The sequence below is a fragment of the Flavimobilis sp. BM9 genome (genome assembly GCF_058313055.1).
Genome location: NZ_JBZEMO010000003.1, coordinates 61,417 through 83,677 on the forward strand (window position 1 = coordinate 61,417; position 22,261 = coordinate 83,677).

Here is a 22,261-nt window from a genome sequence, read left to right on the forward strand (position 1 = left end):
CGGCGTTGTCCGCCTCCCGGTTCCGGGAGGTGTCAGGATTCATAGTACTGACAGTTTCAAGAACCGCCAGTATGAGTAACGAGCTGTGTCAGCGGCGGATCTTGCGCAACACCTGCTTCGCCGTCGGCAACGCCTTGTCCCAGACAGCGAAGAGCGGGCCGAAAGGCACGTCGAACGTCCCGACCAGCTCGTCCGTGTGCTGCGCGAAGGACTTCTTGAACTCGCTGATCCCGTCGTTCAGCAGACCGTTCATGTCGTAGCGGCGCACACCCGCCTCGGCGGCGAGACGCGTCGCGTGCCACTTCACCGGAGCGTTGGCTCTCAGCTTGCGTCCCGCGTCGTCGACACCTCCGTACAGCTCGAACGCCGTCGCACCCGAGACGACGCTCCACACGAACGAGCACGGCTTGCCCTCGGAGAACGCTGCGACCAGGAGCGACGCGTCACCCATCTCGCGGTGGATCGCGAGGTAGTACTCGTCGTCGTGCAGCGGGAAGCCCGCGTGCGCGGCAGAGACCCGGTAGAGGTCGATCACGTCGCGGACCTCCGCCTCGCTCGTCACCCGCCGGACCTCGAGGCCCGACCGACCCGCCTTGCGGATGTCGTAGCGCGTCGACTTCCCGGCCGCAGCGAGCAGCACCTCCTCAGACCTCGTCAGGTCGAGGATGAGCGTCGACGGGTACAAGATCGTGTTCGACGCCCGCTGCAGCCCCGACGCCGCGATGGGCGTGCTCTCGTCCCAGTCGGGCTCGATCGTGACGCCCACACCGCCGATCTCACGCTTGCAGTACGCGACGACGGCGTCGATCACCGCGGTGCGCGCAGCCTCGGAGCCCACGCCGTCAGGGGTGACGAACGGGCCGCGCGGCACGTAGGAGAGAGCGCGGAACGGCGCCGGCAGGCGCCGGACGAGCACCTGCGCGCCACCCGCCACCTCGCCATCCGGTCCCAGCACCTTCAGGCGGACCGGGCGCCACGGGCCGGACGCCTTGACCTCACCCCAGCCCCACAGCTGGAGCGGGTGACCACCCGCTGCGTCGACGATGCGGTCCCACTCGGAAGGGTCGGTGACTGTCTCGGTCTGGTGCACCCGCCAACCCTACTCGGCGGAGCTCAGGCCTTCTCGGCAGACCTCAGCGCCGTCGCGAGCGGGTCGGCGAGCAGGTCCGTCTGCCACGGCCGAGCGCCGCGCGCAGCAAGCTGCTCGGTCACGGACTCGGCTGTCACCACCGCAGGCGGAGCCCAGCACAGGCGACGCAGCGCGTCGGGCTGCAGCAGGTTCTCGACGGGGACGTGGTAGCTCTGCGAGAAGGACTCGACGACCTCCTTCGCAGCGTCGAGGCGTGCGGCAGCGGCCGGCTCACGGTCGGGCCACGCCCGCGGCGGCGGGGGAGCATCGGTGCGCGGACCGCGCATCGGCGGCAGCTCGTCGTCGGGCAGGGCGAACGCCCGGTCGATCGCGGCCTGCCACAAGGGCGCGCGACGCGACGCCGAGCGCCCCGTGAACCCCGGCACCGCCAGCAGCGCCGGGACGCTGCGCGGTGCCGCGACCGCGGCCGCGACGATCGCACGGTCGGGCAGGATCCGCCCCGGAGCGATGTCACGCTTGCGCGCGTTCTCGTCGCGCGCAGCCCACAGCTCACGCACGACCGCGAGCTGGCGCGGCCGCCGCAACGTGTGCACGCCGGACACCCGCCGCCATGCGTCGACGCGCGGCGGCGCAGGAGGCGCGAGCCGGACCGCCTCGAACTCCTGACGCGCCCACTCGGTCTTGCCCGCGCGCTCGAGCCGCGCCGCCAGGATGTCGCGCACCTCGACGAGCACCTCGACGTCGAGCGCCGCGTACCGCAACCAGTCCTCCGGGAGCGGGCGCGTCGACCAGTCGACCGCCGAGTGCTCCTTCGCGAGCCCCAGGCCCAGCGTGTCCGCGACGACCGCGGCGAGCCCCACGCGCTCCATGCCGAGGAGCCGGGCCGCGAGCTCCGTGTCGAACACCGCAGACGCGTGCATGCCTTGCTCAGCGAGCCCAGGCAGGTCCTGAGACGCCGCGTGCAGGACCCACTCGACACCCTCGAGAGCGTCGCTCAGCGACGACAGGTCCGGCAGCGCCGCGGGGTCGACGAGCGCGGTGCCCGCGCCCTGGCGGCGAAGCTGCACGAGGTACGTCTGCTGGCCGTAGCGGTAGCCGCTCGCCCGCTCCGCGTCGACCGCGACAGCACCCGTCCCCGCGGCGAAGGCGGCGACGGTCCGGGCGAGCGCCTCCGGCGTGTCCACGACGTCCGGGATGCCGTCGGCCGGCTCCGTGAGCGGGGTGATGATCGGCTCGTCCGCCGACGTGTCCTCGACCGCGGACGCGGCCGGTGCGGGTTCGTTCATGCGTTCAGGTTATGGCGCGCCGGCGCGCTCATCCTTCAGGCGCGGCCGTGCAGTGAGGGTGACGTATGACCGCAGCAGGACGGCTCAGGCCCGGGCAGGCAGGACCGCGACGCCCTCAGGCACGTCCGGCAGGCCGGCACAGCTGCGCATGACGTGCGCCCACGCCTCGAGGTGGCCGCCAAGGTCGGCCGTCTGCGGCGTCCACGACGCACGGAGCTCGAGCTCGACGAGCCCGGGACGTGCGCTGACCGCCCCGTGGCTCGTCGTGATCGTGCGCGTGACCGAGCCGCCGAGGGAATCGAGAGGGACCGCGAACCGTGCGAGCGACTCCGTGAGCCACGTCCATGCGACCTCGCTCAGCATCGGGTCCACGCTCATCTCCGCGTCGAGCTCCGCTCGCACCAGCACGACGACGCGGAAGGCGCCCTCGGCGTCCTCGCTCGTCGGCGGGTCGAACAGCACGACGAACGTGCCGTCAGCGAGCTCGTGCGCGTCGTCACCCGGGTCGGCCAGCGTGCCCTCGAGTGCGACCGAGTACCGCGCGGCCCGTGGAGCAGGAACCTCCTGCACCTGGATGCGCAAGGTGCGGGCGGCGTCGCGCAGCGCGCCGAGGGCACGCGCGAAGGGCGCGGGGACCTCGGTGACCGCCGTACTGACCATGCCGACACACTAGGAGGACCCTCAGACGCACGGACGGGCGCCACGCCGAGACGCCAGGACCGTGGCCGGTCCGTGACCTCCCCGCGGCGTGGGGGCCAGGCCGTGGCAACGCGAGGCAACCTCGACACACGAGAGCCAGACGGTGGGACGATGGCACCGGCGTCGAGCCCCGCCCCGCCACCGCCCCCGCGCACCTCCGTGCGCCCTCGGCGGCCGCGTCTCGCCGTCGTGGACAGGCATGAGCACCCGGGACAGGCCCGGCTAGGCTTGACGGTCGTAGACACTCATCAGAGGGAGATTGACGGATGACGGCACGCGCACAGATCGGTGTCACTGGCCTGGCGGTCATGGGACGGAACCTCGCCCGGAACTTCGCCCGCCACGGATACACGGTCGCAGTCCACAACCGGTCGTACGCGAAGACCGAGTCCCTGATCGCCGACCACGGCGACGAGGGCGAGTTCATCCCGAGCGAGACGATGGCGGACTTCGTCGCGTCGCTCGCCCGGCCGCGCAAGGTCGTCATCATGGTCAAGGCCGGCGGCCCGACCGACGCCGTCATCGACGAGCTGGTCCCGCTGCTCGACGAGGGTGACATCGTCATCGACGCCGGCAACGCGCACTTCCCCGACACGCGTCGTCGCGAAGAGGCGCTGCGCGCCCACGGCCTGCACTTCGTCGGCACCGGCGTCTCCGGCGGTGAGGAGGGCGCTCTCAACGGCCCGTCGATCATGCCCGGAGGCTCGCGCGAGTCCTACGAGTGGCTCGGCCCGATCCTCGAGGACATCTCAGCCAAGGTCGACGGCGTGCCGTGCTGCACCTACGTCGGCTCCGACGGCGCCGGCCACTTCGTCAAGATGGTCCACAACGGCATCGAGTACGCCGACATGCAGCTCATCGCCGAGGCCTACGACCTGCTCAAGGCCGGCCTGGGCGCGTCCGCGCAGGAGATCGGCGAGATCTTCGCCGAGTGGAACAAGGGCGACCTCGAGTCGTTCCTCATCGAGATCACCGCTGACGTGCTGCAGCACGTCGACGCGGAGACCGGCAAGGCGTTCGTCGACATCGTCCTCGACCGTGCCGAGCAGAAGGGCACGGGGCGCTGGACCGTGCAGAACGCCCTCGACCTGGGCGTGCCGATCACGGGCATCGCCGAGGCGACGTTCGCGCGCGCCCTCTCCGGCTCGACGCCGCAGCGTGAGGCCGGGCGGATCCTGCCCGCCGTCGCGGGCGAGTGGGACGTCACCGATCGTGACGCCTTCATCGAGGACGTCCGCCTCGCGCTCTACTCGTCGAAGGTCGTCGCCTACTCGCAGGGCTTCGACCAGATCGCCGCGGCCGCCGAGGAGTTCGGCTGGGAGATCGACCGCGGGGCGATGGCTCGCATCTGGCGCGGCGGCTGCATCATCCGCGCACGCTTCCTCAACCGCATCACCGAGGCGTACGAGCTCAACCCGGAGCTGGCCCTGCTGCTCGCGGACCCGTACTTCACCGAGGCGGTCGGCAACGGCGTCGCCGCGTGGCGTCGCATCGTCTCGCAGGCCGCGCTCAACGGCGTGCCCACGCCGGCGTTCTCGTCGTCGCTCGCGTACTACGACGGCGTCCGCGCCGAGCGTCTGCCCGCGAACGTGATCCAGGCGCAGCGTGACTTCTTCGGTGCGCACACCTACCAGCGCGTCGACAAGCCGGGCGTCTTCCACACCGAGTGGTCGGGCGACCGCACCGAGTCGCCGGCCTGACAACCAGCACGCGGCGAGGCGCCCCACCGGTTCGTCCGTAGGGCGCCTCGCTCCTGTGCTCCAGGCCGGCGTCGAGCCGGCCCCGTCGAAGCGGAGAGACATGACCGAGCACACCGCCGTCACGCGAGACCTCGCGCGGCGCACCGGGACCGACGCGAGCGACTGGTTCCTCGTGTTCAAGGCGCGGTACGGGATGCAGGTGGTGCTGCGCGAGCTCGCGCGCGTGCGGGGCACAGGCGACGTCGTCACGCAGGTCCTCACGTGCGCGACGGCCGTCGACCCGATCATCGCCGCGGGTCTCACGCCCGTGTACGCCGACATCGACGCTGCCACGGCGGCGATCGCCCCCGCTGCGCTCACGACCGGCAGCAGCACCCGGGCAGTCGTCCTGCAGCACACGTTCGGCATCGTCGACCAGGCGACCTCGCTCGGACTGCGCGCCGCTGCGGACTCCGCAGGGGCAATCCTTCTCGAGGACGCTGCGCACTGCGTGGGACGTGTCGCGGTCGGTGACGACGGCGCGCCGGTCGCGGACGTGTCCGTCCACTCGTTCGGCATCGAGAAGATGCTCCCCACCCGCTTCGGTGGAGCCGTCTGGGTCTCTCCCCGCCTCGAGCCCGGGCTGCGTGACGAGGTCGTCGCGGCGCTCGGTGCGCTCGAGCCCATCGGTCGCCGCCTCGACCTCGTGACGCGGGCCTACCGCACGCAGAACCGCGTGCTCAACCGCTTGCCCGGAGCGGTCTCGCGACCGCTGCGGCGCGGGCTCGTCAGGGCAGGCCTGCTCGAGCCCGCGATTGCGCCCGTCGAGCAGCGCGGCGGACTGCCGCACGCGCCGGCTGCGCCGTCGCCGTACATCGTCGCGCAGGCTGCGGCGGCGCTTCCACACCTCGCGGAGCAGGAGCAGGTGCGCGCCGCAGCGGTCGGCGTCTACGTCGAAGGACTGAGCGACGTCGTCGACGTGCCCGGTGGGACGCGCAGCGGGCAGCCGCTCGTGCGGATGCCGTTCCTCGCCGCAGACGAGACCGCCGCCGAGCGGCTCGTCGAAGGGCTCGCGCAGCGCGGCGTGCACGCGGGCCGCTGGTACCGCCCCGCGCTCTTCCCGGGCGCGCTCGACGCGGCCGCGTACGGGTACGTCCCGGGCGACCCGCGCCTCGCGGTGTCGGAGGACCTCGTCGCGCGGCTCGTGAACCTGCCGACGAACGTCAGCGAGGAGCGTGCCCGCGAGATCGTCGGGTACGTCCGCGAGCTCCTCGGGCGCTGATCAGCGGTTGAGCCGCGTGCCCGCGTAGCGCACGTAGTTGCGCGAGCGCCGCAGGTCCTCGCGCGCCAGGATCAGACGGCGACGCCACGTCATGTCCGGCCGGTAGCGCAGCGTGTGGACGGGCCCACCGCGCTTCTTCGCGGCACGCAGCAGCGGACGCAGCGCGCGCGGCGCGAACCGCAGGACGACGAGGTACGGGACGTTGACCCACAGGCGCTCGGCAGTCGTCACCGTGTCCGCGAGCTCCGCGTGCTCGACGAGGTCGCCGACGACGTGCTCGGTGACGTTGCCGCCCGCGGCGCGCGTGTAGTAGCTCGTCGCGCCGAGCCGCAGGTTCACCTCGAGGATCTTGCTCTCGCCGGTCCGACGGTCGAGCATGACGTCGAGGTTCGCGAGGCCCGTGTACCCGACGCCGTCGAGCAGACGCCGTACCGAGTCCGTCAGCGCGGGGTCGTGGATCGACACGATCGCGTTGTTGTTGCCGACCTCGCGCGGGTCGTACTCCGTCAGCACGACCTGACCCGCCGACAGGAACCGCATGCGGCCGTGCCGGTCGGAGTACGTGTTGACGACCCGCATGACCGACTCGTCGCCCGCGAGGTACTCCTGGACGACGAGGTCGTCGTCGTACCCGGCAGCGAAGATGCGCGCCGCCACGTCGCGCAGAGACGCAGCGTCCTCGACGAGGTACACCTTCTGCTGCCCCTCGAAGCGCAGCCGTGGGTAGATGTCGGTGTTCGACGGCTTGAGGATCACGGGGTACGGGAAGGGCAGGGCGTCACCGACGCCGTCGAGCGGCCCAGGGCGCACGATGACGCTCTCGGGGTGCGGCACGCCGAGCTCTGCGCACGTCGCGTAGAAGTCCGTCTTGTTCATCAGCTTCGCGGCCAGGTCCGGGCCGACCAGCGGGACGAGGTAGTCCGCGCCGATCTCGTCGCGGTGGGCGACGACGATGTTCGTGTACAGCTCGATGTTGGCGAACAGCACCTTCGGACGGTCGCCGATCTCCGCGGCGAGCTCCTTCAGCCGTGCGACGAGCACCTCGGGCTGATCCAGGTGCCGGTCGACCCGCACGTCGACGATGCTCGAGTCGCGCGTGGCGGGCAGGGGAGCGCGCCCGAGTGCGATCGACGTCACCCCGTAGGCCTCGTGGATCGAGCGTGCGACGTTGTACGCGTTGATGTTCGTGCCGAGGATGACAGGCACGAAATCAGGGGTCGAGGTCATGTGGCGCAGGAGTCCGTTCAGGTGGCGGGAGAGGGCGCGGGGCGCACGGTCGATGATACGTGTCCGGCGTCACGGCCTCGTCGGCCGCCGCTCAGCCGAGCATGCTCGTGCCGCGGTACAGGTGCAGCACGGGGAGGTCGAGCGCGTCACGCGCCTTGGACGCCCAGTCCAGACGGAACGTGTCCTCGACCGCGTGCGGGTCCGTCACGACGACGACCGACGTCACGCTCGGGTCCGCCGCGACCGCGGCGCGCAGCGCGGGCAACGGGTCGTCGGCGACGATCTCGCCCGTCGCCGTCGCGCCGGCGGCGGAGAGCTCGACGATGCTCGCGTCGAGCGACTGCTGAGCCGTGATGGTCGCGGTCCGCGAGTCCGGCATGCCGCGGCGCGCCGCGGCGAACGCCTCACGGAAGCCGTCCGTGTAGATGTCGTCGAGCAGCCCGACCAGCAGGTTGCGCTCCGTGTCGGCGGGGACCAGCACGTGGTACCGGACCTCGGACGCCGGAGCGGCCGCGAGGATGTGGGAGACGTCGAACGAGGTCAGTGCGTCCTGCGCGAGGACGAGGGTCGTGTCCATGTCCTCGACTATCTCGCCCGGTCAGCGGCCCCGCAACACCCAGCGCGTGATGAGGGTCCCTCCGGCGTGCAGCAGCACGGCCGGGGTGGCCTGCGTGTCGAGCGTGTCCTGGAGGCTGCGCGGCCCGGCGACGATGCGGCCGGGCGCGGGTCCGACGAGGCGCGGGCTCGTCGTGAGCATGAGCTCGTCGACGAGGCCCTCGTCGAGCAGGGTCGCGAGCAGGTGCGGCCCGCCCTCGGTGAGGACGCGCGTCAGGCCGCGCTCGGCGAGCGCGTCGAGCGCAGCGCGGAGGTCGACCCCGCCAGCGCCGTCGTCGACGACGACGAGCCGACCGTCCCGGTCGAGGTCGGAGCCCCGGTGTGCCGCGGCGCCCTCGGAGGTCGTGAGGAGCATCGTCCGCGCACCCTGGTCGAGGAGGGACGGCGGGAGGACCCCGGTCCGGGAGACGACCGCAGTGACGATCCCGCGAGACCTGCCCGCCGCAGCGGTGAGTGCCGCGAGACGCGCGGGACGCTCGACGGGGCCGTAGCGCTCCGCGCGGATCGTGCCGGCCCCGACGAGGACGACGTCAGCGAGCGCGCGCAGCACCTCGAAGACCCGCAGGTCGGCCGCATCGTTGATGGACCCGGATCGGTGGTCGGCGCCCCAAGCGCCGCCGTCGACCGACGCGACCATGTTCGCGCGGACGTGGACCCCGCGGCCGTCGCGGGGCTCCGGGTGCGCGAGGAGCTCGCCCAGGCGCGGCTCGCCCGCCTCGGGGGCGATGCGCGTGGCCTGCGCGACGGCGCGGCCAGCGTCGATCAGGAGGTCGAACGTCGGTGCGGAGGTCATGCGGCCACTGTAGGTCGGCAGCCCCCAGGGTGCGCCTGGTCTACGCTCGCGGGGTGACTTTCGTCCCACCACCGTCGCTCTGCGACGTCCGGCCGACCGCGGACCGCACCCGTCTCCTGCGTGACCTCGTCCCGCCCCGGCACTTCTCCGACGCGTCGTTCGCGTCCTACCGGCCGGACCCGGCGCACCCGAGCCAGCAGCGCGCCGTCGAACGCCTCGCCGAGGTCGCGGCCACGCTCGTCGCGCCCGCGCGCGGGTTCGGCGCCCTGCTGCGACGGCGCCGCGGGAGCACGCCCGCGGTGTACCTCGACGGCGGGTTCGGGGTCGGCAAGACGCACCTGCTCGCGTCGCTCGCGCACGCGCTCGGGCCTGAGCGTGCCGCGTTCGGCACGTTCGTCGAGTACACGAACCTCGTCGGAGCGCTCGGGTTCGCCCCGACCGTCGAGGCGCTCGGCGACAAGGACCTGGTCTGCATCGACGAGTTCGAGCTCGACGACCCGGGCGACACCGTGCTGATGTCGCGCCTCCTGCGTGAGCTCGCGGACCGCGACGTCGCGATCGCGGCGACGTCGAACACCCTGCCCGGATCGCTCGGTGAGGGCCGCTTCGCGGCCGAGGACTTCCTCCGGGAGATCCAGGCGCTCGCCGCGCGGTTCGAGGTGCTGCGCGTCGACGGCGAGGACTACCGGCACCGCGCCGTCGTGACGGCAGCGCAGCCGCTGCCCGACGCCGAGCTCGTCGAGTCCGCGGAGCACCGCGCAGGCGCGACGCTCGACTTCTTCGACGACCTCCTCGCGCACCTCGCGCAGGTGCACCCGAGCCGCTACGGCGCGATGCTCGACGGCGTCTCGCTCGTGGCGCTGCGCGGCGTGCGGACGATCGAGAGCCAGGCGGAGGCGCTGCGCTTCGTCGTCCTCGTCGACCGGCTGTACGACCGCGACGTGCCCGTCCTGCTCGGTGGCAGCGGCGAGACAGCGCTCTTCCCGCCAGCGATGCTCGCAGGGGGCTATCGCAAGAAGTACCTCAGGGCGCTCTCACGCCTCGGCGCGCTCGCCGAGGAGGGGCGCACGCTCGTCAGCCCCTCCTCCTGAGCGCGGGTCACCGTCGCGTCGCCTCGAGCCGGGCCTTCTCGGTGGCGACGTCGAAGTCTGCCTCGGGCCAGTCGAGATCGAGGCTCTCGAGCGCCTCCACGAGGAGCTGCGACACGGCGACCCGGGCATAGTCCTTGTCGTCTGCCGGGATCACGTGCCACGGCGCGTGCTCCGTGCTCGTCCGGTCGAAGACCGCCTGGTACGCCTCCTGGTAGTCGTCCCACCGCAGCCGGGTGTCGATGTCCGACGGGTTGTACTTCCAGTGCTTGTCGGGGCGCTCGAGCCGCTCGGCGAGGCGCTCGCCCTGCTCCTCGTAGGAGACCATCAGTGCAGCCTTGACCACGACCGTCCCGGCCGCGACCACCTCGGACTCGAACTCGTTGATCAGGTCGTACCGTGCCTCCCACACCTCAGGCGGGACGAGAGCGTCCACGCGCGCGACCAGCACGTCCTCGTAGTGGGACCGGTCGAAGACGCCGATGCGCCCCGGCTCAGGCAGCGCGCGCCGGACCCGCCACAGGAAGTCGTGCTCGCGCTCCTCCTCCGTCGGCACGCCGAACGAGCGGATCGTCACGCCCTGCGGGTCGACGAGCCCCACGACGTGGCGGACGATCCCGCCCTTGCCCGCCGTGTCCAGGCCCTGCAGCACGAGCAGGACGCTGCGCGTTCCGCCGGCGCGGCCGTGCGCGTACAGCTCCTCCTGGAGCTCGTCGAGCACCTCGCCCTGGTCGGCGAGCAGGTCCTCGGCGGCGCTCGACCCTCCCTTCAGTCCCGGACGGCTGCCACGGTCGAACGACGCGAGGTCGAACCCCTCGCGCACGCGCAGCAGCTCGGTGAGGTCAGAGGACAGGGACGGCTTCTTCGACATGACCTGCTCCTTCGTCGGGCGGCCCGCTCAGCGGACCTCGGTGACCGGTGGTGTTCCTGGCTCGAGCGGTGGACGGCCGAGCACCAGCACGCTCCGGGCCGTCACAGAGATCTTCTCGCCAGCGGTGAGGATGCCGTCCGCGTCGTCGACGGGAACCTCCGGGTCGGTGCACGCAATCATGCTCCACCGCTCGCCGTACGTGCGGGCCGGGACGGTGAACTCGACATCCTCGTGGTGCCCGTTGAACAGCACGAGGAACGAGTCGTCGACGATCCTCTCGCCGTACACGTCAGGCTCGGTGATGGCCTCCCCGTTGAGGAAGACCATGAGCGTGCGCGCATAGTCCGCGTCCCAGTCCGCGGCGTTCATCTCGTCGCCGGACGTGTCGAACCAGGCGACGTCCCGCAGGCCGCCTTCCTGGGTCGGGGCGCCCGTGAAGAACTTGCTGCGGCGAAGCACGGGGTGGTCGTGCCGCAGCCGGATGAGGTGCTGCGTGAAGGCGAGCAGCTCGCGGGAGTCGTCGTCGAGGTCCCAGTCCATCCACGTCGTGGGGTTGTCCTGGCAGTAGCCGTTGTTGTTCCCGCCCTGCGTCCGGCCGATCTCGTCGCCGTGCGCGATCATCGGCACGCCTTGCGACAGGAGCAGGGTCGCGAGCATGTTGCGCTGCTGACGAGCACGCAGAGCGTTGATCTGCGGGTCGTCCGTCGGGCCCTCGACACCGCAGTTCCACGACCGGTTGTGGCTCTCGCCGTCGCGGTTGTCCTCGCCGTTGGCCTCGTTGCGCTTCTTCTCGTAGACCACGAGGTCGCGCAGCGTGAAGCCGTCGTGCGCGGTGACGAAGTTGATCGACGCCGACGGGGTGCGGCCGCCGCCCTCGTACAGGTCGGAGGAACCGGTCAGCCGGCTCGCGAGCTCGGGGACCGTCGCGGGCTCGCCCCGCCAGAAGTCACGGACCGTGTCGCGGTAGCGACCGTTCCACTCGGTCCACAGCGGCGGGAAGCCGCCCACCTGGTAGCCGCCGCTGCCGAGGTCCCACGGCTCGGCGATGAGCTTGACCTGAGAGATGACCGGGTCCTGCTGGACGATGTCGAAGAACGCGGAGAGCCGGTCCACCTCGTGGAACTGGCGCGCGAGCGTCGCGGCAAGGTCGAAACGGAACCCGTCCACGTGCATCTCGGTGACCCAGTAGCGCAGCGAGTCCATGATGAGCTGAAGGACGTGCGGCGATCGCATGAGCAGCGAGTTGCCGGTCCCGGTCGTGTCGAAGTAGTGCGCGAGGTCGTCGTCGACGAGCCGGTAGTAGGCACGGTTGTCGAGCCCGCGGAACGACAGCGTCGGGCCGAGGTGGTTGCCCTCCGCCGTGTGGTTGTAGACGACGTCGAGGATCACCTCGATGTCCGCCTCGTGGAGCGTCTTGACCATCGCCTTGAACTCCTGGACCTGCTGACCCCGGGTGCCCCCGGCCGCGTACGCGCCGTGCGGCGCGAGGAAGCCGATCGTGTTGTAGCCCCAGTAGTTGCTCAGCCCCCGGTCCTGGAGGTGCGTGTCGTTGACGAACTGGTGGACCGGCATGAGCTCGACGGCGGTCACGCCGAGATCCTTGAGGTAGCTGACGATCGCCGGGTGGCCCAGCGCCGCATAGGTGCCTCGAAGGTGCTCGGGCACCTGAGGGTGCGTCATCGTCAGGCCGCGCACGTGCGCCTCGTAGATGACGAGCTCGTGGTACTCGTGGGCCGGCGGACGGTCGTGGCCCCAGTCGAAGAACGGGTTCACCACGACGGACTTCATGGTCGCGCCTGCCGAGTCGTCCGTGTTGAGGTGCGCGGCGTCGTCGAGCACGCCGGACTGGGCGGGCGTGTACGAGTACAGCGACGGGTCCGCGGAGACCTCGCCGTCGATCGCCTTGGCATACGGGTCGAGCAGCAGCTTCGCCGGGTTGCAGCGGTGACCGTTCGCCGGGTCGTACGGGCCATGGACCCGATAGCCGTACCGCTGGCCAGGCTGCACGTCGGGAAGGTACGTGTGCCACACGTGCGCCGTCGTCTGCGTCACCTCGACGCGGGTCTCGTTCCCGTCGTCGTCGAAGAGACAGAGCTCGACGCGCTCCGCCACCTCGGAGAACAGCGCAAAGTTGGTGCCGGAGCCGTTGAACGTGGCACCGAGGGGGTAGGGCTGACCTGGCCAGTTGAGCATGGGGAACAGACTGCCACGTCGACGGGCGGTTCGCGGACGGAGCGGTCAGGGACGCCTGGTCGGTTCCCAGCCCCGCCGCAGCGACCGTGAGCCCTGGTGCTGGTCGCGCGAGCGGTACACGATGTACGGCCGCGTCAGATACCCGACGGGCGCAGAGAACACGTGCACGAGCCGGGTGAACGGCCACAGCGCGAAGAGGAGCATCGCAGTGACCACGTGGAGCTGGAACCAGAAGGGCACCCCGACCATGAGCGAGGCCTCGGGCTGGAAGGACAGGATCGAACGGATCCACGGAGAGATCGAGCCGCGGTAGTCGTAGGCGTCGCCGAGCACCTGGAACAGCACGGTCGCGATCGTGCCGAACGCGAGCGTCGCGCCCAGGACGACATACATGACCTTGTCCATGACGGTCGTGGCGAGGAACACCGGGCCGACGGTGCGCCGTCGGTACACGAGGATCGCGAGGCCCGCGAGCGTGAGTGCTGCGGCGATCGTCCCGAGCCACGTGGCCCCGAGGTGGTAAGCGTGCTCGTTCACCCCGATCGCCTCGAGCCAGCTGCGAGGGATCAGGAGCCCCACGACGTGACCGCCGATCACCATGAGGATCCCGACGTGGAACATGGGGGAGCCCGCCCGGAGCAACCGGTTCTCGTAGATCTGCGACGATCTCGTCGTCCACCCGAACTTGTCGTACCTGTACCGCCAGAGGTGCCCGACGACGAACACGGCGAGAGCGGCGTACGGTAGCGCGACCCACAGGAGGGCGTCGGCGGTGGTCATGACAGCTCCGATCGGTCGGCTCCGGGGGCCCCGTACGGGGCGAGGGCGGCCTGGGCGGCGACGAGGCTCAGCCCCACCGTCTCCGTCGGCGGCCCGGCGTTGATGAGTGCGACGAGCCGCGCCTCGGTGACTGCATCGATCTCGGGCAGCGTCGCGCACACCGCGTCGAGGAGGTGCGCGTACGGGGTGCCCAGGTCGTGCAGGGAGCTGCGCAGCACCTCGATACCGTCACGGTGCGCGGCGAGGAGCTGGTGCGCGACCGGGTCGGCGGTCCGCGCGGACAGCTCGAGGACCGTCGGCAGGTAGTCGGGGAGCTCGTCGGGCTCGGGCTCCCAGCCTGCGGCGCGGTACGCCTCGACGAACGTCACGAGCGCCATCCCGCGCCGCCGCGTGTCGCCCGCCTGGTAGTACGTGAGGTAGAGGGCACAGCGCCGCTTCAGGTCGAACGTCTGGACGTAGTGAGCCTCGACGTCGGACCTGCGCATCGCCGCGGTCTGCTCGCGGAACGCTGCGAGCGACGTGCGCACAGGCTCGGGCAGGCCCGCCACCGCGGCATCGATGTCTGCCTCCTCCTGGACGGTCCGTTCGCGCGGGTAGTCGAGCAGCAGCGAGGTCACCATGTGCGTCGCCCGGCGCTCGGCGTCGGTGAGACCCACCACGGGCGCTGCCGGAGGCAGCGCCGAGCCGGGCGCATCGTGCCGACGACGGCGCCGCGGGCCGGCCGCAGGCAGCGCGCTCACTCCTCCGCCCCCTTGCCGTGACGCGGTGGGAACATCCCGTCCGGGGTGCCGTTCCCGTCCCAGTTGAGGAGGTTGACCCGCCCCGAGGTCGACGGCCCTGCAGGCGAGTCTGCCGTCTGCCGGTTCTTCAGAGCATGGAAGTTCTCGACGGCGACCGGGACGGGAGTCCCGGACGAGAGCCCGAACGGGCCGGCGCCGCCCATGCCCGGGCCGCCGTCGTAGTCGAGAGAACAACCCTCGTTCCCGAGCTCCTCGAGCTGGCGCGCCGTCTCGGAGTGCGCAGCGGGGATGACGTACCGGTCCTCGTACTTCGCGATCGCGAGCAGGCGGTACATCGCTTCCACCTCGGTACCGGACATGCCTACCGCCCGGGCGATCGACTCGTCACGCGTCTGCGACAGGTTCACGCCGCGCATGTACGACCGCATCGCGGCGAGCCGGTGCAGGCTCTCCTCGACAGGGCCGGTGTCACCCGCGGAGAACAGGCCGGCGAGGTACTCGACGGGGATGCGCAGCTTGTCGATCGCCGCGAAGAGGTTGCGGTGGTCCTCGCCGTCGTTCCCCGTGCCCGCGACCGTGTCGACGACCGGCGAGAGCGGCGGGATGTACCAGACCATCGGCATCGTCCGGTACTCGGGGTGCAGCGGCAGGGCGACCCGGTACTTCTGGATGAGCGCCCAGATCGGTGACCGCTGCGCCGCGTCGATCCAGTCGTCCGGGATGCCGTCGCGGCGTGCCGCGGCGACGACCGCAGGGTCGTTCGGGTCGAGGAACACGCTGCGCTGCGCCTCGAGCAGGTCGGCCTCGTCCTCGACCGCGGCTGCGGCGAGGACGGCGTCGGCGTCGTACAGCACGAGGCCGATGTAGCGGAGCCGGCCCACGCACGTCTCCGAGCACACCGTCGGCAGCCCGACCTCGATGCGGGGGTAGCACATCGTGCACTTCTCGGCCTTGCCGGTCTTGTGGTTGAAGTACACCTTCTTGTACGGGCAGCCGGAGACGCACATGCGCCAGCCTCGGCACTGGTCCTGGTCGACGAGCACGATGCCGTCCTCCGCGCGCTTGTACATCGCGCCCGACGGGCACGACGCGACGCAGGACGGGTTGAGGCAGTGCTCGCAGATCCGCGGCAGGTAGAACATGAACGTGTTCTCGAACTCGTCGCGGATCTTCTCGCTCATCGACCGCAGGATCGGGTCTTCCTGCAGCGTCTCCTGAGAACCGCCAAGGTTGTCGTCCCAGTTCGCCGACCACGAGATCTTCATGTCGTCGCCGGTGAGCAGGGACTTCGGCCGTGCGACGGGTGTGTGCTCGCCCGCCGGGGCGTTGAGCAGCATGTCGTAGTCGTACGTCCACGGCTCGTAGTAGTCGTGGATCTCAGGGAGCTTCGGGTTCGAGAAGATCCGGGCGAGCTTGGCGAAGCGTCCACCGGAGCGCAGCTGCAGGCGCCCGCGCTTGGTCCGCACCCAGCCGCCGCCCCAGCGCTCCTGGTCCTCGTAGGACCGCGGGTAGCCGACGCCCGGACGCGTCTCGACGTTGTTGAACCAGACGTACTCCACGCCGGTGCGGTTCGTCCACGCCTGCTTGCACGTGACCGAGCACGTGTGGCAGCCGATGCACTTGTCGAGGTTCATGACCATCGACATCTGCGCCATGACACGCATCAGTACTCCACCTCCTGGCTGCGGCGGCGGATGACAGTCACCTCGTCGCGCTGGTTACCGGTCGGCCCGATGTAGTTGAACGCGTAGGAGAGCTGGGCGTACCCCCCGATGAGGTGGCTCGGCTTGAGCAGCACCCGGGTCAGCGAGTTGTGGATGCCGCCGCGCTGCCCCGAGGTCTCGGTGCGGGGGACGTCCACCGTGCGGTCCTTCGCGTGGTACATGTACACCGTGCCCTCGGGCATGCGGCGCGACACGATCGCCCGCGCGACGACGACGCCGTTGCGGTTGTACGACTCGATCCAGTCGTTGTCGCGTACCCCGACCTTCTCGGCGTCCTGCGGGCTCATCCAGAGCGTGGGCCCGCCGCGGGACAGGGAGAGCATGAACAGGTTGTCCTGGTACTCCGAGTGGATCGACCACTTGGAGTGGGGCGTGAGGTACCGCACCGCTACCTCGGCATAGCCCTCGGAGCCCCGGGCCCCGGTCGGGCTCGTGTCCCCGGGTCTCGAGTCGCCGAACAGCCGGTGCATGTCGAGCGGCGGGCGGTACACGGGAAGCTGCTCACCGAGCTCGGTCATCCAGTCGTGGTCGAGGAAGAAGTGCATGCGGCCGGTGAGCGTGTGCCACGGCTTGAGATGCTCGACGTTGATCGCGAACGCGGTGTAGCGCCGTCCGCCGTGCTCGGACCCGGACCACTCGGGCGACGTGATGACAGGTTCGGGCCGCGACTGGACGTCGCTGAAGGTGATGCGGCGACCTTCGTGGTCGCGGGCGAGCCCCGCGAGCTCGACCCCGGTGCGCTTCTCGAGGTCCTCGAAGCCCTGGACGGCGAGGCGCCCGTTCGTCGTCCCGGAGAGGGTCAGGATCATCTCGCAGACCTGCCGGTCGGTCGCGAGGCGCGGAAGGCCGGCCGTCGGCCCCTCGGGCACGACTCCGTTGACGTCGGCGAGGTGCGCGACCTCGCGTGTCGGGTCGAACTTCACGCCCTTCGTGACCATGCCCAGCTTTGTCGTGAGCGGGCCGAGCGCGGCCATGCGGGCTGCGAAGGCAGGGTAGTCCCGCTCGACGACGACGAGCTTGGACATCGTGACGCCGGGGACGAGGTCGCCCTGCGGGAGGACCTCGCCGTGCGGGGTCGCCATCGCGTCGGGCGTGTCGTGCGCGAGAGGGACTGCGACGACGTCCTTGCGGACTCCGAGGTGCTCGACCGAGTACTCGGAGACCTTCGTGGCGAGCGTGTGGAAGATGTCGAAGTCCGTGCGCGTCTGCCACGGCGGGGCGATCGCGGGGTTGAACGAGTGCACGAACGGGTGCATGTCGGTCGAGGACAGGTCGTACTTCTCGTACCAGGTCGCGGCCGGGAGCACGACGTCGGAGAACAGCGTCGTGGACGTCATCCGGAAGTCGGCGGCGACGAGCAGGTCGAGCTTGCCCTCGGGGGCCTCCTCGCGCCACGTGATGTCCCGCGGGCGCCGGTCCGGGCCTGCCTCGGGTGCGCGCACCGCGGAGTCGGTGCCGAGAAGGTGCTTGAGGAAGTACTCGTTGCCCTTGCCGGAGGAGCCGAGGATGTTCGCCCGCCAGACCGTCAGGACGCGGGGGAAGTTCTCGGGCGCGTCCGGGTCTGCGCACGCATAGTCGAGCTCGCCTGACGCGAGCTGGTCGACGACGTGCTGGACCGGGTCCTTGCCCGCGGCCTCGGCCTCGTCGACAAGGTCGAGCGGGTTGCGGTTGAACGTCGGGTAGCTCGGCATCCAGCCGCGCCGCACGGACTCGACGAGGCAGTCCGCCGTCGTGCGTCCGGCGAACCTGCCGGTGCCGAGCGGGCTCGCGAGCGCGTCAGCGGGAAGGCCGTCGTACCGCCACTGGTCGGTCGCCAGGTACCAGAACGCGGTGCCGATCATGAGCCGTGGCGGGCGGACCCAGTCGAGCCCGTTCGCGTACTGGCCGAACCCGGTGATCGGGCGGACCTTCTCCTGGCCGACGTAGTGGGCCCATCCACCGCCGTTGACGCCCTGGCAGCCGGTCATCGTGACGAGCGCGAGGAACGTGCGGTAGATCGTGTCCGAGTGGAACCAGTGGTTGGTTCCGGCACCCATGAGGATCATCGAGCGGCCGCCAGACTCGAGGGCGTTCTGCGCGAACTCGCGGCCGATCCGTGCGGCCTTCTCGGCGGGGACCGAGGTGATCTCCTCCTGCCACGCGGGGGTGCCCGGGGTGCTCGCGTCGTCGTAGCCGGTGGGCCACGTACCGGGCAGGCCGTCGCGGGCGACGCCGTACTGCGCGAGGAGGAGGTCGTAGACAGTCGTCACGAGGTGCTCGCCGACGCGGTGCACGGGGACTCCGCGCCGCACAGCGCCCGCGCCACCCTGGTGCTCTGCACCCTCCTCGGGGGCGACGTCGAAGCGTGGGAGGTCGACCTCGACCGTCTCGCCCGACACGCTCGACGGCGCGTCGCCCGCACGACCGGGCAGATCGGCGATCGACAGTGCCGGGACGACGTCGCCCAGGTCGAGGTTCCACCGGCCCGCGTCGCCGGGCGCGTAGCGGTGCCCGAGCGAGCCGTTCGGGACGACGACGGTGCCGTCCGAGTCGAGCAGGACGGTCTTGAACGCGGCGTTCTCGACCGCCGGGTCGGCGTCGGGCAGACGGTCCGCCGTGAGGAAGCGCCCGGGGACGTAGGCGCCGTCGCGACCTTCCAGGGTGACGAGGTACGGCGCGTCGGTGAACCGCGACATGTAGTCGCGGAACTCGGGGGTGCGGTTGCGCACGTGGAACTCGGTGAGGATCACGTGGCCCATCGCCTGCGCGAGGGCACCGTCCGTCCCGGGGTGCGGGGCGAGCCACTCGTCCGCGAACTTGGTGTTGTCGGCGTAGTCCGGCGAGACCGTGATGACCTTCTGCCCGCGGTACCGGGCCTCGGTCATGAAGTGGGCGTCCGGGGTGCGCGTGACGGGGACGTTGGAGCCCCACATCATGAGGTAGCCGGCGTTCCACCAGTCGGCCGACTCGGGGACGTCGGTCTGGTCCCCGAACACCTGGGGCGAGGCGACCGGCAGGTCGGCGTACCAGTCGTAGAACGACTGCATCGACCCGCCGAGCATCGTGATGAAGCGGGAGCCCGCGCCGTGGGAGACCATCGACATCGCGGGGATGGGGGAGAAGCCCGCGATGCGGTCGGGGCCGTACGCCTTGATCGTGTGCACGTGCGCCGCGGCGACGATCTCGGCGGTCTCGTCCCACGACGCGCGGACGAGGCCGCCCTTCCCGCGCGCCTTCTTGTAGGCCCGCGCGACGTCACGGTCGGTGGTCACGGCCTCCCACGCCAGCACCGGGTCCCCGGTGCGCGCCTTGGCGGCGCGGTACGCCTCGAGGAGGACGCCGCGCACGTACGGGTAGCGGACCCGCGTCGGTGAGTACGTGTACCAGCTGAACGCGGCCCCGCGCGGGCAGCCGCGAGGCTCGTACTCGGGGGAGCCGGCGCCGACGGTCGGGTAGTCGGTCTGCTGGGTCTCCCACGTGATGATGCCGTCCTTGACGTACACCTTCCACGAGCACGACCCGGTGCAGTTGACTCCGTGCGTGGATCGCACGACCTTGTCGTGGGACCAGCGGTCCCGGTAGAACGCGTCGCCCTGGCGGCCACCCTCCAGGAAGATCGAGCGCAGGTCGGTCGAGACCGTGCCGCGCCGCAGGTGCCTGCCCATGCGGACCAGCGCGTCGACGGCGGCGTTGTCGACCCCGGCGGCGCTCGGTGCGCCTGACGTGCTCTCTGACGTGTGCGTGCTCATGTGCTCTCTCGTCTCCGTCGCTCGTCAGCTGGGGCGCGGCGCGCCCGGTCGCGCGTAGAAGTGCCAGGTCAGGTAGGTGCACAGGGCGAAGAAGACGGTGCACCCGATGAAGAACGTGCGCGGCGCGACAGCGCTGAGACCCATGCCGACGACGAACGGGCCGAACGCGGCGATCGACGCCGTCCAGCCGATCACGCCACCGGCCTGCCGCGGCGGGAAGATCATGGGCATCTGCTTGAAGGTGCCGGCGTTGCCGATGCCCGCGAACGTGAACATCACGAGCATCCCGCCGAGGAACCACCAGAACTGTCCGACCGATGTCGGGTCGAGGAAGAACACGCAGAACGCGGTGCTGAGCGTCATGCCGATGCCGGCGACGAGCGTCCAGACGGCGCCGCCGAACTTGTCGCACAACGGGCCGAACGCCGCGCGCGACGCCGACCCGAGGAGCGGCCCGAGGAACGCGAACTTGAGCGGGTCGGGCGCGTCCGCGAAGCCGCCCCACTCCGCGCGGATGAGCAGGCCGAGCTGGCCGGCGAACCCGGAGAACGCGCCGAACGTCATCAGGTAGATGAGCGTCATGATCCATGTGTGCGGCTCGCGGAAGATATCGAGCTGCTGGCGGAAGTTCGCGGTGATGGGCACACGGCGCAGGTACACGGCGGCGAGGATCATGCCGAGGATGCACCAGGGGATGAGGACGATCGCGGCGTTGTGGAGCCACACCTCGCCGTCGGTCGTCGACTGCGGGGTGAGTGCTGCCGTGCCGAGGAGCCCGAAGCCGACGACCCAGGGGGTGAGGAGCTGGATCAGGCTCACGCCGAAGTTGCCGATGCCTGCCTGGAGCCCGAGCGCGGTGCCGGACATCCTCTTGGGGAAGAAGTAGCTGGTCGACGGCATGAACCCCGAGAATGCACCGCCGCCGATGCCGCACATGATCGCGAGGACCACGAGCATCGTGTAGGAGGTCTGGGGGTCGCGGATGGCGAACGTCCAGCCGATCATCGGGAGCAGCAGGAGGGTCGCCGAGCCGCCCACGAGCGTTCGGGTGCCGACGATCGGCGGCAGGAACATGTAGATCATGCGCATGAACCCGCCAGCGAGGCCGGGGATCGCGACGAGCCAGTAGAGCTGGCCGTCGCTCAGGTCATACCCGATCGAGTTGAGGCGGGGTGCGACCGCGCTCACGAGGAACCACACCGCGAAGGCGAGGGTCAGGTTGTAGGTGGTGATCCAGAGAGTTCGCCAGGCGAATCTGCTGTCCCACCGTTCTGGGTCCTCTGGGTCCCAGTTGGACAGGTCCACAGGCGTCTTTGACGTGGTCCTTGACATCAGAGCCTCCAGCGGTGGCGGTCGTCAGTGCTGCTCACGCTACTGATGCTCGCGCTGCTCGGCTACCCGTGCACAGCCGCAAACGCCGTTTTTATTCGGCAAACTCCGTTTTTCTTGTCGGAAGCCCCTGGAGGCGCCGTCGGTCGCCTCTGCGCGACGAGCTCTACGGCAGGATCGCGCGGTCCGCTGCCGTCAGTGGAGAGGCGGGAGACCGACCGGTGTCGTGCTCGTGTCGGCCTGCTCGTCGGCCTCGCGCCGGTTGAGGCGGACGATGCAGTGCTCGGGACCGACGAACGGCATGATCCGTTCGAGGGTGAGCGGACCGGCGACGCGCGAGAGGACGCCGGCGGCGAGGCCCTCGTGGACGCGGCACACGACCTCAGGGCGCTGACGGGCGAGGTCGTAGAAGGGGCAGTGCCTCAGGTGGAGCTCGAGGTTCGGCACGTCGGTGTCGACCTCGAAGCCGATCTGGTCGAAGTGGTCCTCGAGCACGTCGAGCTGCTGGCGCTCGCACCGCTCGTCCGACGTGCCGGCCGGGGGAGTCAGGGCGGGGGCGCCCAGGAACGAGGAGTGCTGCTGCGCTGCCGCCTCGCCCAGCTCGCGGGCCTTGCCCGCATCCTCGAGCGTGCCTGAGCCGAAGCCGGCGAGGAGCATGCGGGTCAGCTCGGCGCGCGCGAGCGCGTCCTTCGTGTGCTGCTCGTGCGCCTCGGCGTTGATCGTCTCCCTGCCGGCGACAGCGCGGTACAGCATGCGCGGGCGACCGCGGGTGTGCCGCTCCTCCGGCTCACACGTCACGAAGCCTGCATCGATGAGACGGCCGAGGTGCTCGCGCGCGGTGTTGGTGTGCAGTCCTGACACCTCGGCAAGCTCGGTGATCGTCATCCCGTCGCGCTGCTGGAGCGCGTCGAGCAGCGTCACCCGGCTCGCAGAGGCGAGGGCGCGGTAGGCGTTGACGCGACGGGCTGTCATGTACTGATTATCCGGAGGTCCGGGCATCAGTTCTTGGGACCTCTGGCTCGACCCGGACGCAGGCCGGGGGGGGGGGCGGCAAGAACGGCGAAGGCCGCCCCGTGGGGCGGCCTTCGTGTGGTGGGCGATACTGGGATCGAACCAGTGACCTCTTCCGTGTCAGGG

General features: G+C 70.7%; 17 protein-coding genes. 3 read left to right on the top strand and 14 right to left on the bottom strand.

What is annotated here, in order from left to right; all coding sequences use genetic code 11:
* Positions 1-88: 88 nt before the first annotated feature.
* The 3 genes from AC4F3Q_RS06330 to AC4F3Q_RS06340 all read right to left on the bottom strand — a co-directional run bounded on the left by AC4F3Q_RS06330 (position 89) and on the right by AC4F3Q_RS06340 (position 3,036).
* Positions 89-1,090, bottom strand: coding sequence for a lipid II:glycine glycyltransferase FemX (locus AC4F3Q_RS06330; RefSeq protein ID WP_491039226.1), 1,002 nt, complete (start codon positions 1,088-1,090; stop codon positions 89-91).
* A gap of 23 nt (positions 1,091-1,113) precedes the next feature.
* On the bottom strand, positions 1,114-2,376 hold the full coding sequence (locus AC4F3Q_RS06335) for an HRDC domain-containing protein (RefSeq protein ID WP_491039227.1): 1,263 nt from the start codon (positions 2,374-2,376) through the stop codon (positions 1,114-1,116).
* Positions 2,377-2,460: 84 nt separating this feature from the next.
* Complete coding sequence (locus tag AC4F3Q_RS06340; protein ID WP_491039228.1) at positions 2,461-3,036, bottom strand: DUF3000 family protein; 576 nt, start codon at positions 3,034-3,036, stop codon at positions 2,461-2,463.
* Positions 3,037-3,341: 305 nt separating this feature from the next.
* Between AC4F3Q_RS06340 and gnd the strand changes: the two genes are divergently transcribed.
* Both gnd and AC4F3Q_RS06350 read left to right on the top strand, forming a co-directional pair.
* Positions 3,342-4,775, top strand: coding sequence for an NADP-dependent phosphogluconate dehydrogenase (gene gnd / locus AC4F3Q_RS06345; protein ID WP_491039229.1), 1,434 nt, complete (start codon positions 3,342-3,344; stop codon positions 4,773-4,775).
* A gap of 100 nt (positions 4,776-4,875) precedes the next feature.
* Entirely contained in the window at positions 4,876-6,036 is a 1,161-nt protein-coding gene (locus AC4F3Q_RS06350) for a DegT/DnrJ/EryC1/StrS family aminotransferase (RefSeq protein WP_491039230.1), read from the top strand.
* Here AC4F3Q_RS06350 and AC4F3Q_RS06355 read toward each other — a convergent pair whose 3' ends face one another.
* The 3 genes from AC4F3Q_RS06355 to AC4F3Q_RS06365 all read right to left on the bottom strand — a co-directional run bounded on the left by AC4F3Q_RS06355 (position 6,037) and on the right by AC4F3Q_RS06365 (position 8,671).
* Complete coding sequence (locus AC4F3Q_RS06355; protein ID WP_491039231.1) at positions 6,037-7,263, bottom strand: carboxylate--amine ligase; 1,227 nt, start codon at positions 7,261-7,263, stop codon at positions 6,037-6,039.
* Between the two features lie 91 nt (positions 7,264-7,354).
* On the bottom strand, positions 7,355-7,840 hold the full coding sequence (locus AC4F3Q_RS06360; protein WP_491039232.1) for a hypothetical protein: 486 nt from the start codon (positions 7,838-7,840) through the stop codon (positions 7,355-7,357).
* Between the two features lie 21 nt (positions 7,841-7,861).
* Positions 7,862-8,671 carry a dihydrofolate reductase family protein gene (locus AC4F3Q_RS06365; RefSeq protein ID WP_491039233.1) on the bottom strand — a complete coding sequence of 270 codons (810 nt, stop codon included), beginning with the start codon at positions 8,669-8,671 and terminating at the stop codon, positions 7,862-7,864.
* A 53-nt stretch (positions 8,672-8,724) separates the two neighbouring features.
* Here AC4F3Q_RS06365 and zapE point away from each other — a divergent pair, with 53 nt between their 5' ends.
* On the top strand, positions 8,725-9,762 hold the full coding sequence (zapE, locus tag AC4F3Q_RS06370) for a cell division protein ZapE (RefSeq protein WP_491039234.1): 1,038 nt from the start codon (positions 8,725-8,727) through the stop codon (positions 9,760-9,762).
* A gap of 7 nt (positions 9,763-9,769) precedes the next feature.
* Here zapE and AC4F3Q_RS06375 read toward each other — a convergent pair whose 3' ends face one another.
* The 8 genes from AC4F3Q_RS06375 to AC4F3Q_RS06410 form a co-directional block, all read right to left on the bottom strand.
* Positions 9,770-10,630, bottom strand: coding sequence for a PPK2 family polyphosphate kinase (locus tag AC4F3Q_RS06375; protein WP_491039235.1), 861 nt, complete (start codon positions 10,628-10,630; stop codon positions 9,770-9,772).
* 27 nt (positions 10,631-10,657) lie between these two features.
* Positions 10,658-12,823 (bottom strand): glycogen debranching protein GlgX, encoded by a 2,166-nt coding sequence (glgX, locus tag AC4F3Q_RS06380; RefSeq protein ID WP_491039236.1) that lies wholly within the window; start codon positions 12,821-12,823, stop codon positions 10,658-10,660.
* 45 nt (positions 12,824-12,868) lie between these two features.
* Positions 12,869-13,603 carry a respiratory nitrate reductase subunit gamma gene (gene narI / locus AC4F3Q_RS06385; RefSeq protein WP_491039237.1) on the bottom strand — a complete coding sequence of 245 codons (735 nt, stop codon included), beginning with the start codon at positions 13,601-13,603 and terminating at the stop codon, positions 12,869-12,871.
* Entirely contained in the window at positions 13,600-14,343 is a 744-nt protein-coding gene (gene narJ, locus AC4F3Q_RS06390) for a nitrate reductase molybdenum cofactor assembly chaperone (RefSeq protein ID WP_491039238.1), read from the bottom strand. Before narJ ends, narI begins: the two co-directional genes overlap by 4 nt.
* Complete coding sequence (gene narH, locus AC4F3Q_RS06395) at positions 14,340-16,007, bottom strand: nitrate reductase subunit beta (RefSeq protein ID WP_491039239.1); 1,668 nt, start codon at positions 16,005-16,007, stop codon at positions 14,340-14,342. The genes narJ and narH overlap by 4 nt, the downstream gene beginning before the upstream one ends.
* A complete protein-coding gene (locus AC4F3Q_RS06400; RefSeq protein WP_491039240.1) occupies positions 16,007-19,795 on the bottom strand; it encodes a nitrate reductase subunit alpha in 3,789 nt (1,262 codons plus the stop codon). Before AC4F3Q_RS06400 ends, narH begins: the two co-directional genes overlap by 1 nt.
* A 24-nt stretch (positions 19,796-19,819) precedes the next feature.
* Positions 19,820-21,127 (bottom strand): nitrate/nitrite transporter, encoded by a 1,308-nt coding sequence (locus AC4F3Q_RS06405; RefSeq protein WP_491039241.1) that lies wholly within the window; start codon positions 21,125-21,127, stop codon positions 19,820-19,822.
* A gap of 192 nt (positions 21,128-21,319) precedes the next feature.
* On the bottom strand, positions 21,320-22,096 hold the full coding sequence (locus AC4F3Q_RS06410) for a helix-turn-helix transcriptional regulator (protein ID WP_491039242.1): 777 nt from the start codon (positions 22,094-22,096) through the stop codon (positions 21,320-21,322).
* Between the last annotated feature and the right edge of the window lie 165 nt (positions 22,097-22,261).

Bases quoted from the DNA above. Each gene is read 5' to 3' on its own strand.
- AC4F3Q_RS06335 (WP_491039227.1), bottom strand. From the start codon at position 2,376: ATGAACGAACCCGCACCGGCCGCGTCCGCGGTCGAGGACACGTCGGCG.
- AC4F3Q_RS06340 (WP_491039228.1), bottom strand. From the start codon at position 3,036: ATGGTCAGTACGGCGGTCACCGAGGTCCCCGCGCCCTTCGCGCGTGCC.
- gnd (WP_491039229.1), top strand. From the start codon at position 3,342: ATGACGGCACGCGCACAGATCGGTGTCACTGGCCTGGCGGTCATGGGA.
- AC4F3Q_RS06350 (WP_491039230.1), top strand. From the start codon at position 4,876: ATGACCGAGCACACCGCCGTCACGCGAGACCTCGCGCGGCGCACCGGG.
- AC4F3Q_RS06355 (WP_491039231.1), bottom strand. From the start codon at position 7,263: ATGACCTCGACCCCTGATTTCGTGCCTGTCATCCTCGGCACGAACATC.
- AC4F3Q_RS06360 (WP_491039232.1), bottom strand. From the start codon at position 7,840: ATGGACACGACCCTCGTCCTCGCGCAGGACGCACTGACCTCGTTCGAC.
- AC4F3Q_RS06365 (WP_491039233.1), bottom strand. From the start codon at position 8,671: ATGACCTCCGCACCGACGTTCGACCTCCTGATCGACGCTGGCCGCGCC.
- AC4F3Q_RS06375 (WP_491039235.1), bottom strand. From the start codon at position 10,630: ATGTCGAAGAAGCCGTCCCTGTCCTCTGACCTCACCGAGCTGCTGCGC.
- glgX (WP_491039236.1), bottom strand. From the start codon at position 12,823: ATGCTCAACTGGCCAGGTCAGCCCTACCCCCTCGGTGCCACGTTCAAC.
- narI (WP_491039237.1), bottom strand. From the start codon at position 13,603: ATGACCACCGCCGACGCCCTCCTGTGGGTCGCGCTACCGTACGCCGCT.
- narH (WP_491039239.1), bottom strand. From the start codon at position 16,007: ATGCGTGTCATGGCGCAGATGTCGATGGTCATGAACCTCGACAAGTGC.
- AC4F3Q_RS06400 (WP_491039240.1), bottom strand. From the start codon at position 19,795: ATGAGCACGCACACGTCAGAGAGCACGTCAGGCGCACCGAGCGCCGCC.
- AC4F3Q_RS06405 (WP_491039241.1), bottom strand. From the start codon at position 21,127: ATGTCAAGGACCACGTCAAAGACGCCTGTGGACCTGTCCAACTGGGAC.
- AC4F3Q_RS06410 (WP_491039242.1), bottom strand. From the start codon at position 22,096: ATGACAGCCCGTCGCGTCAACGCCTACCGCGCCCTCGCCTCTGCGAGC.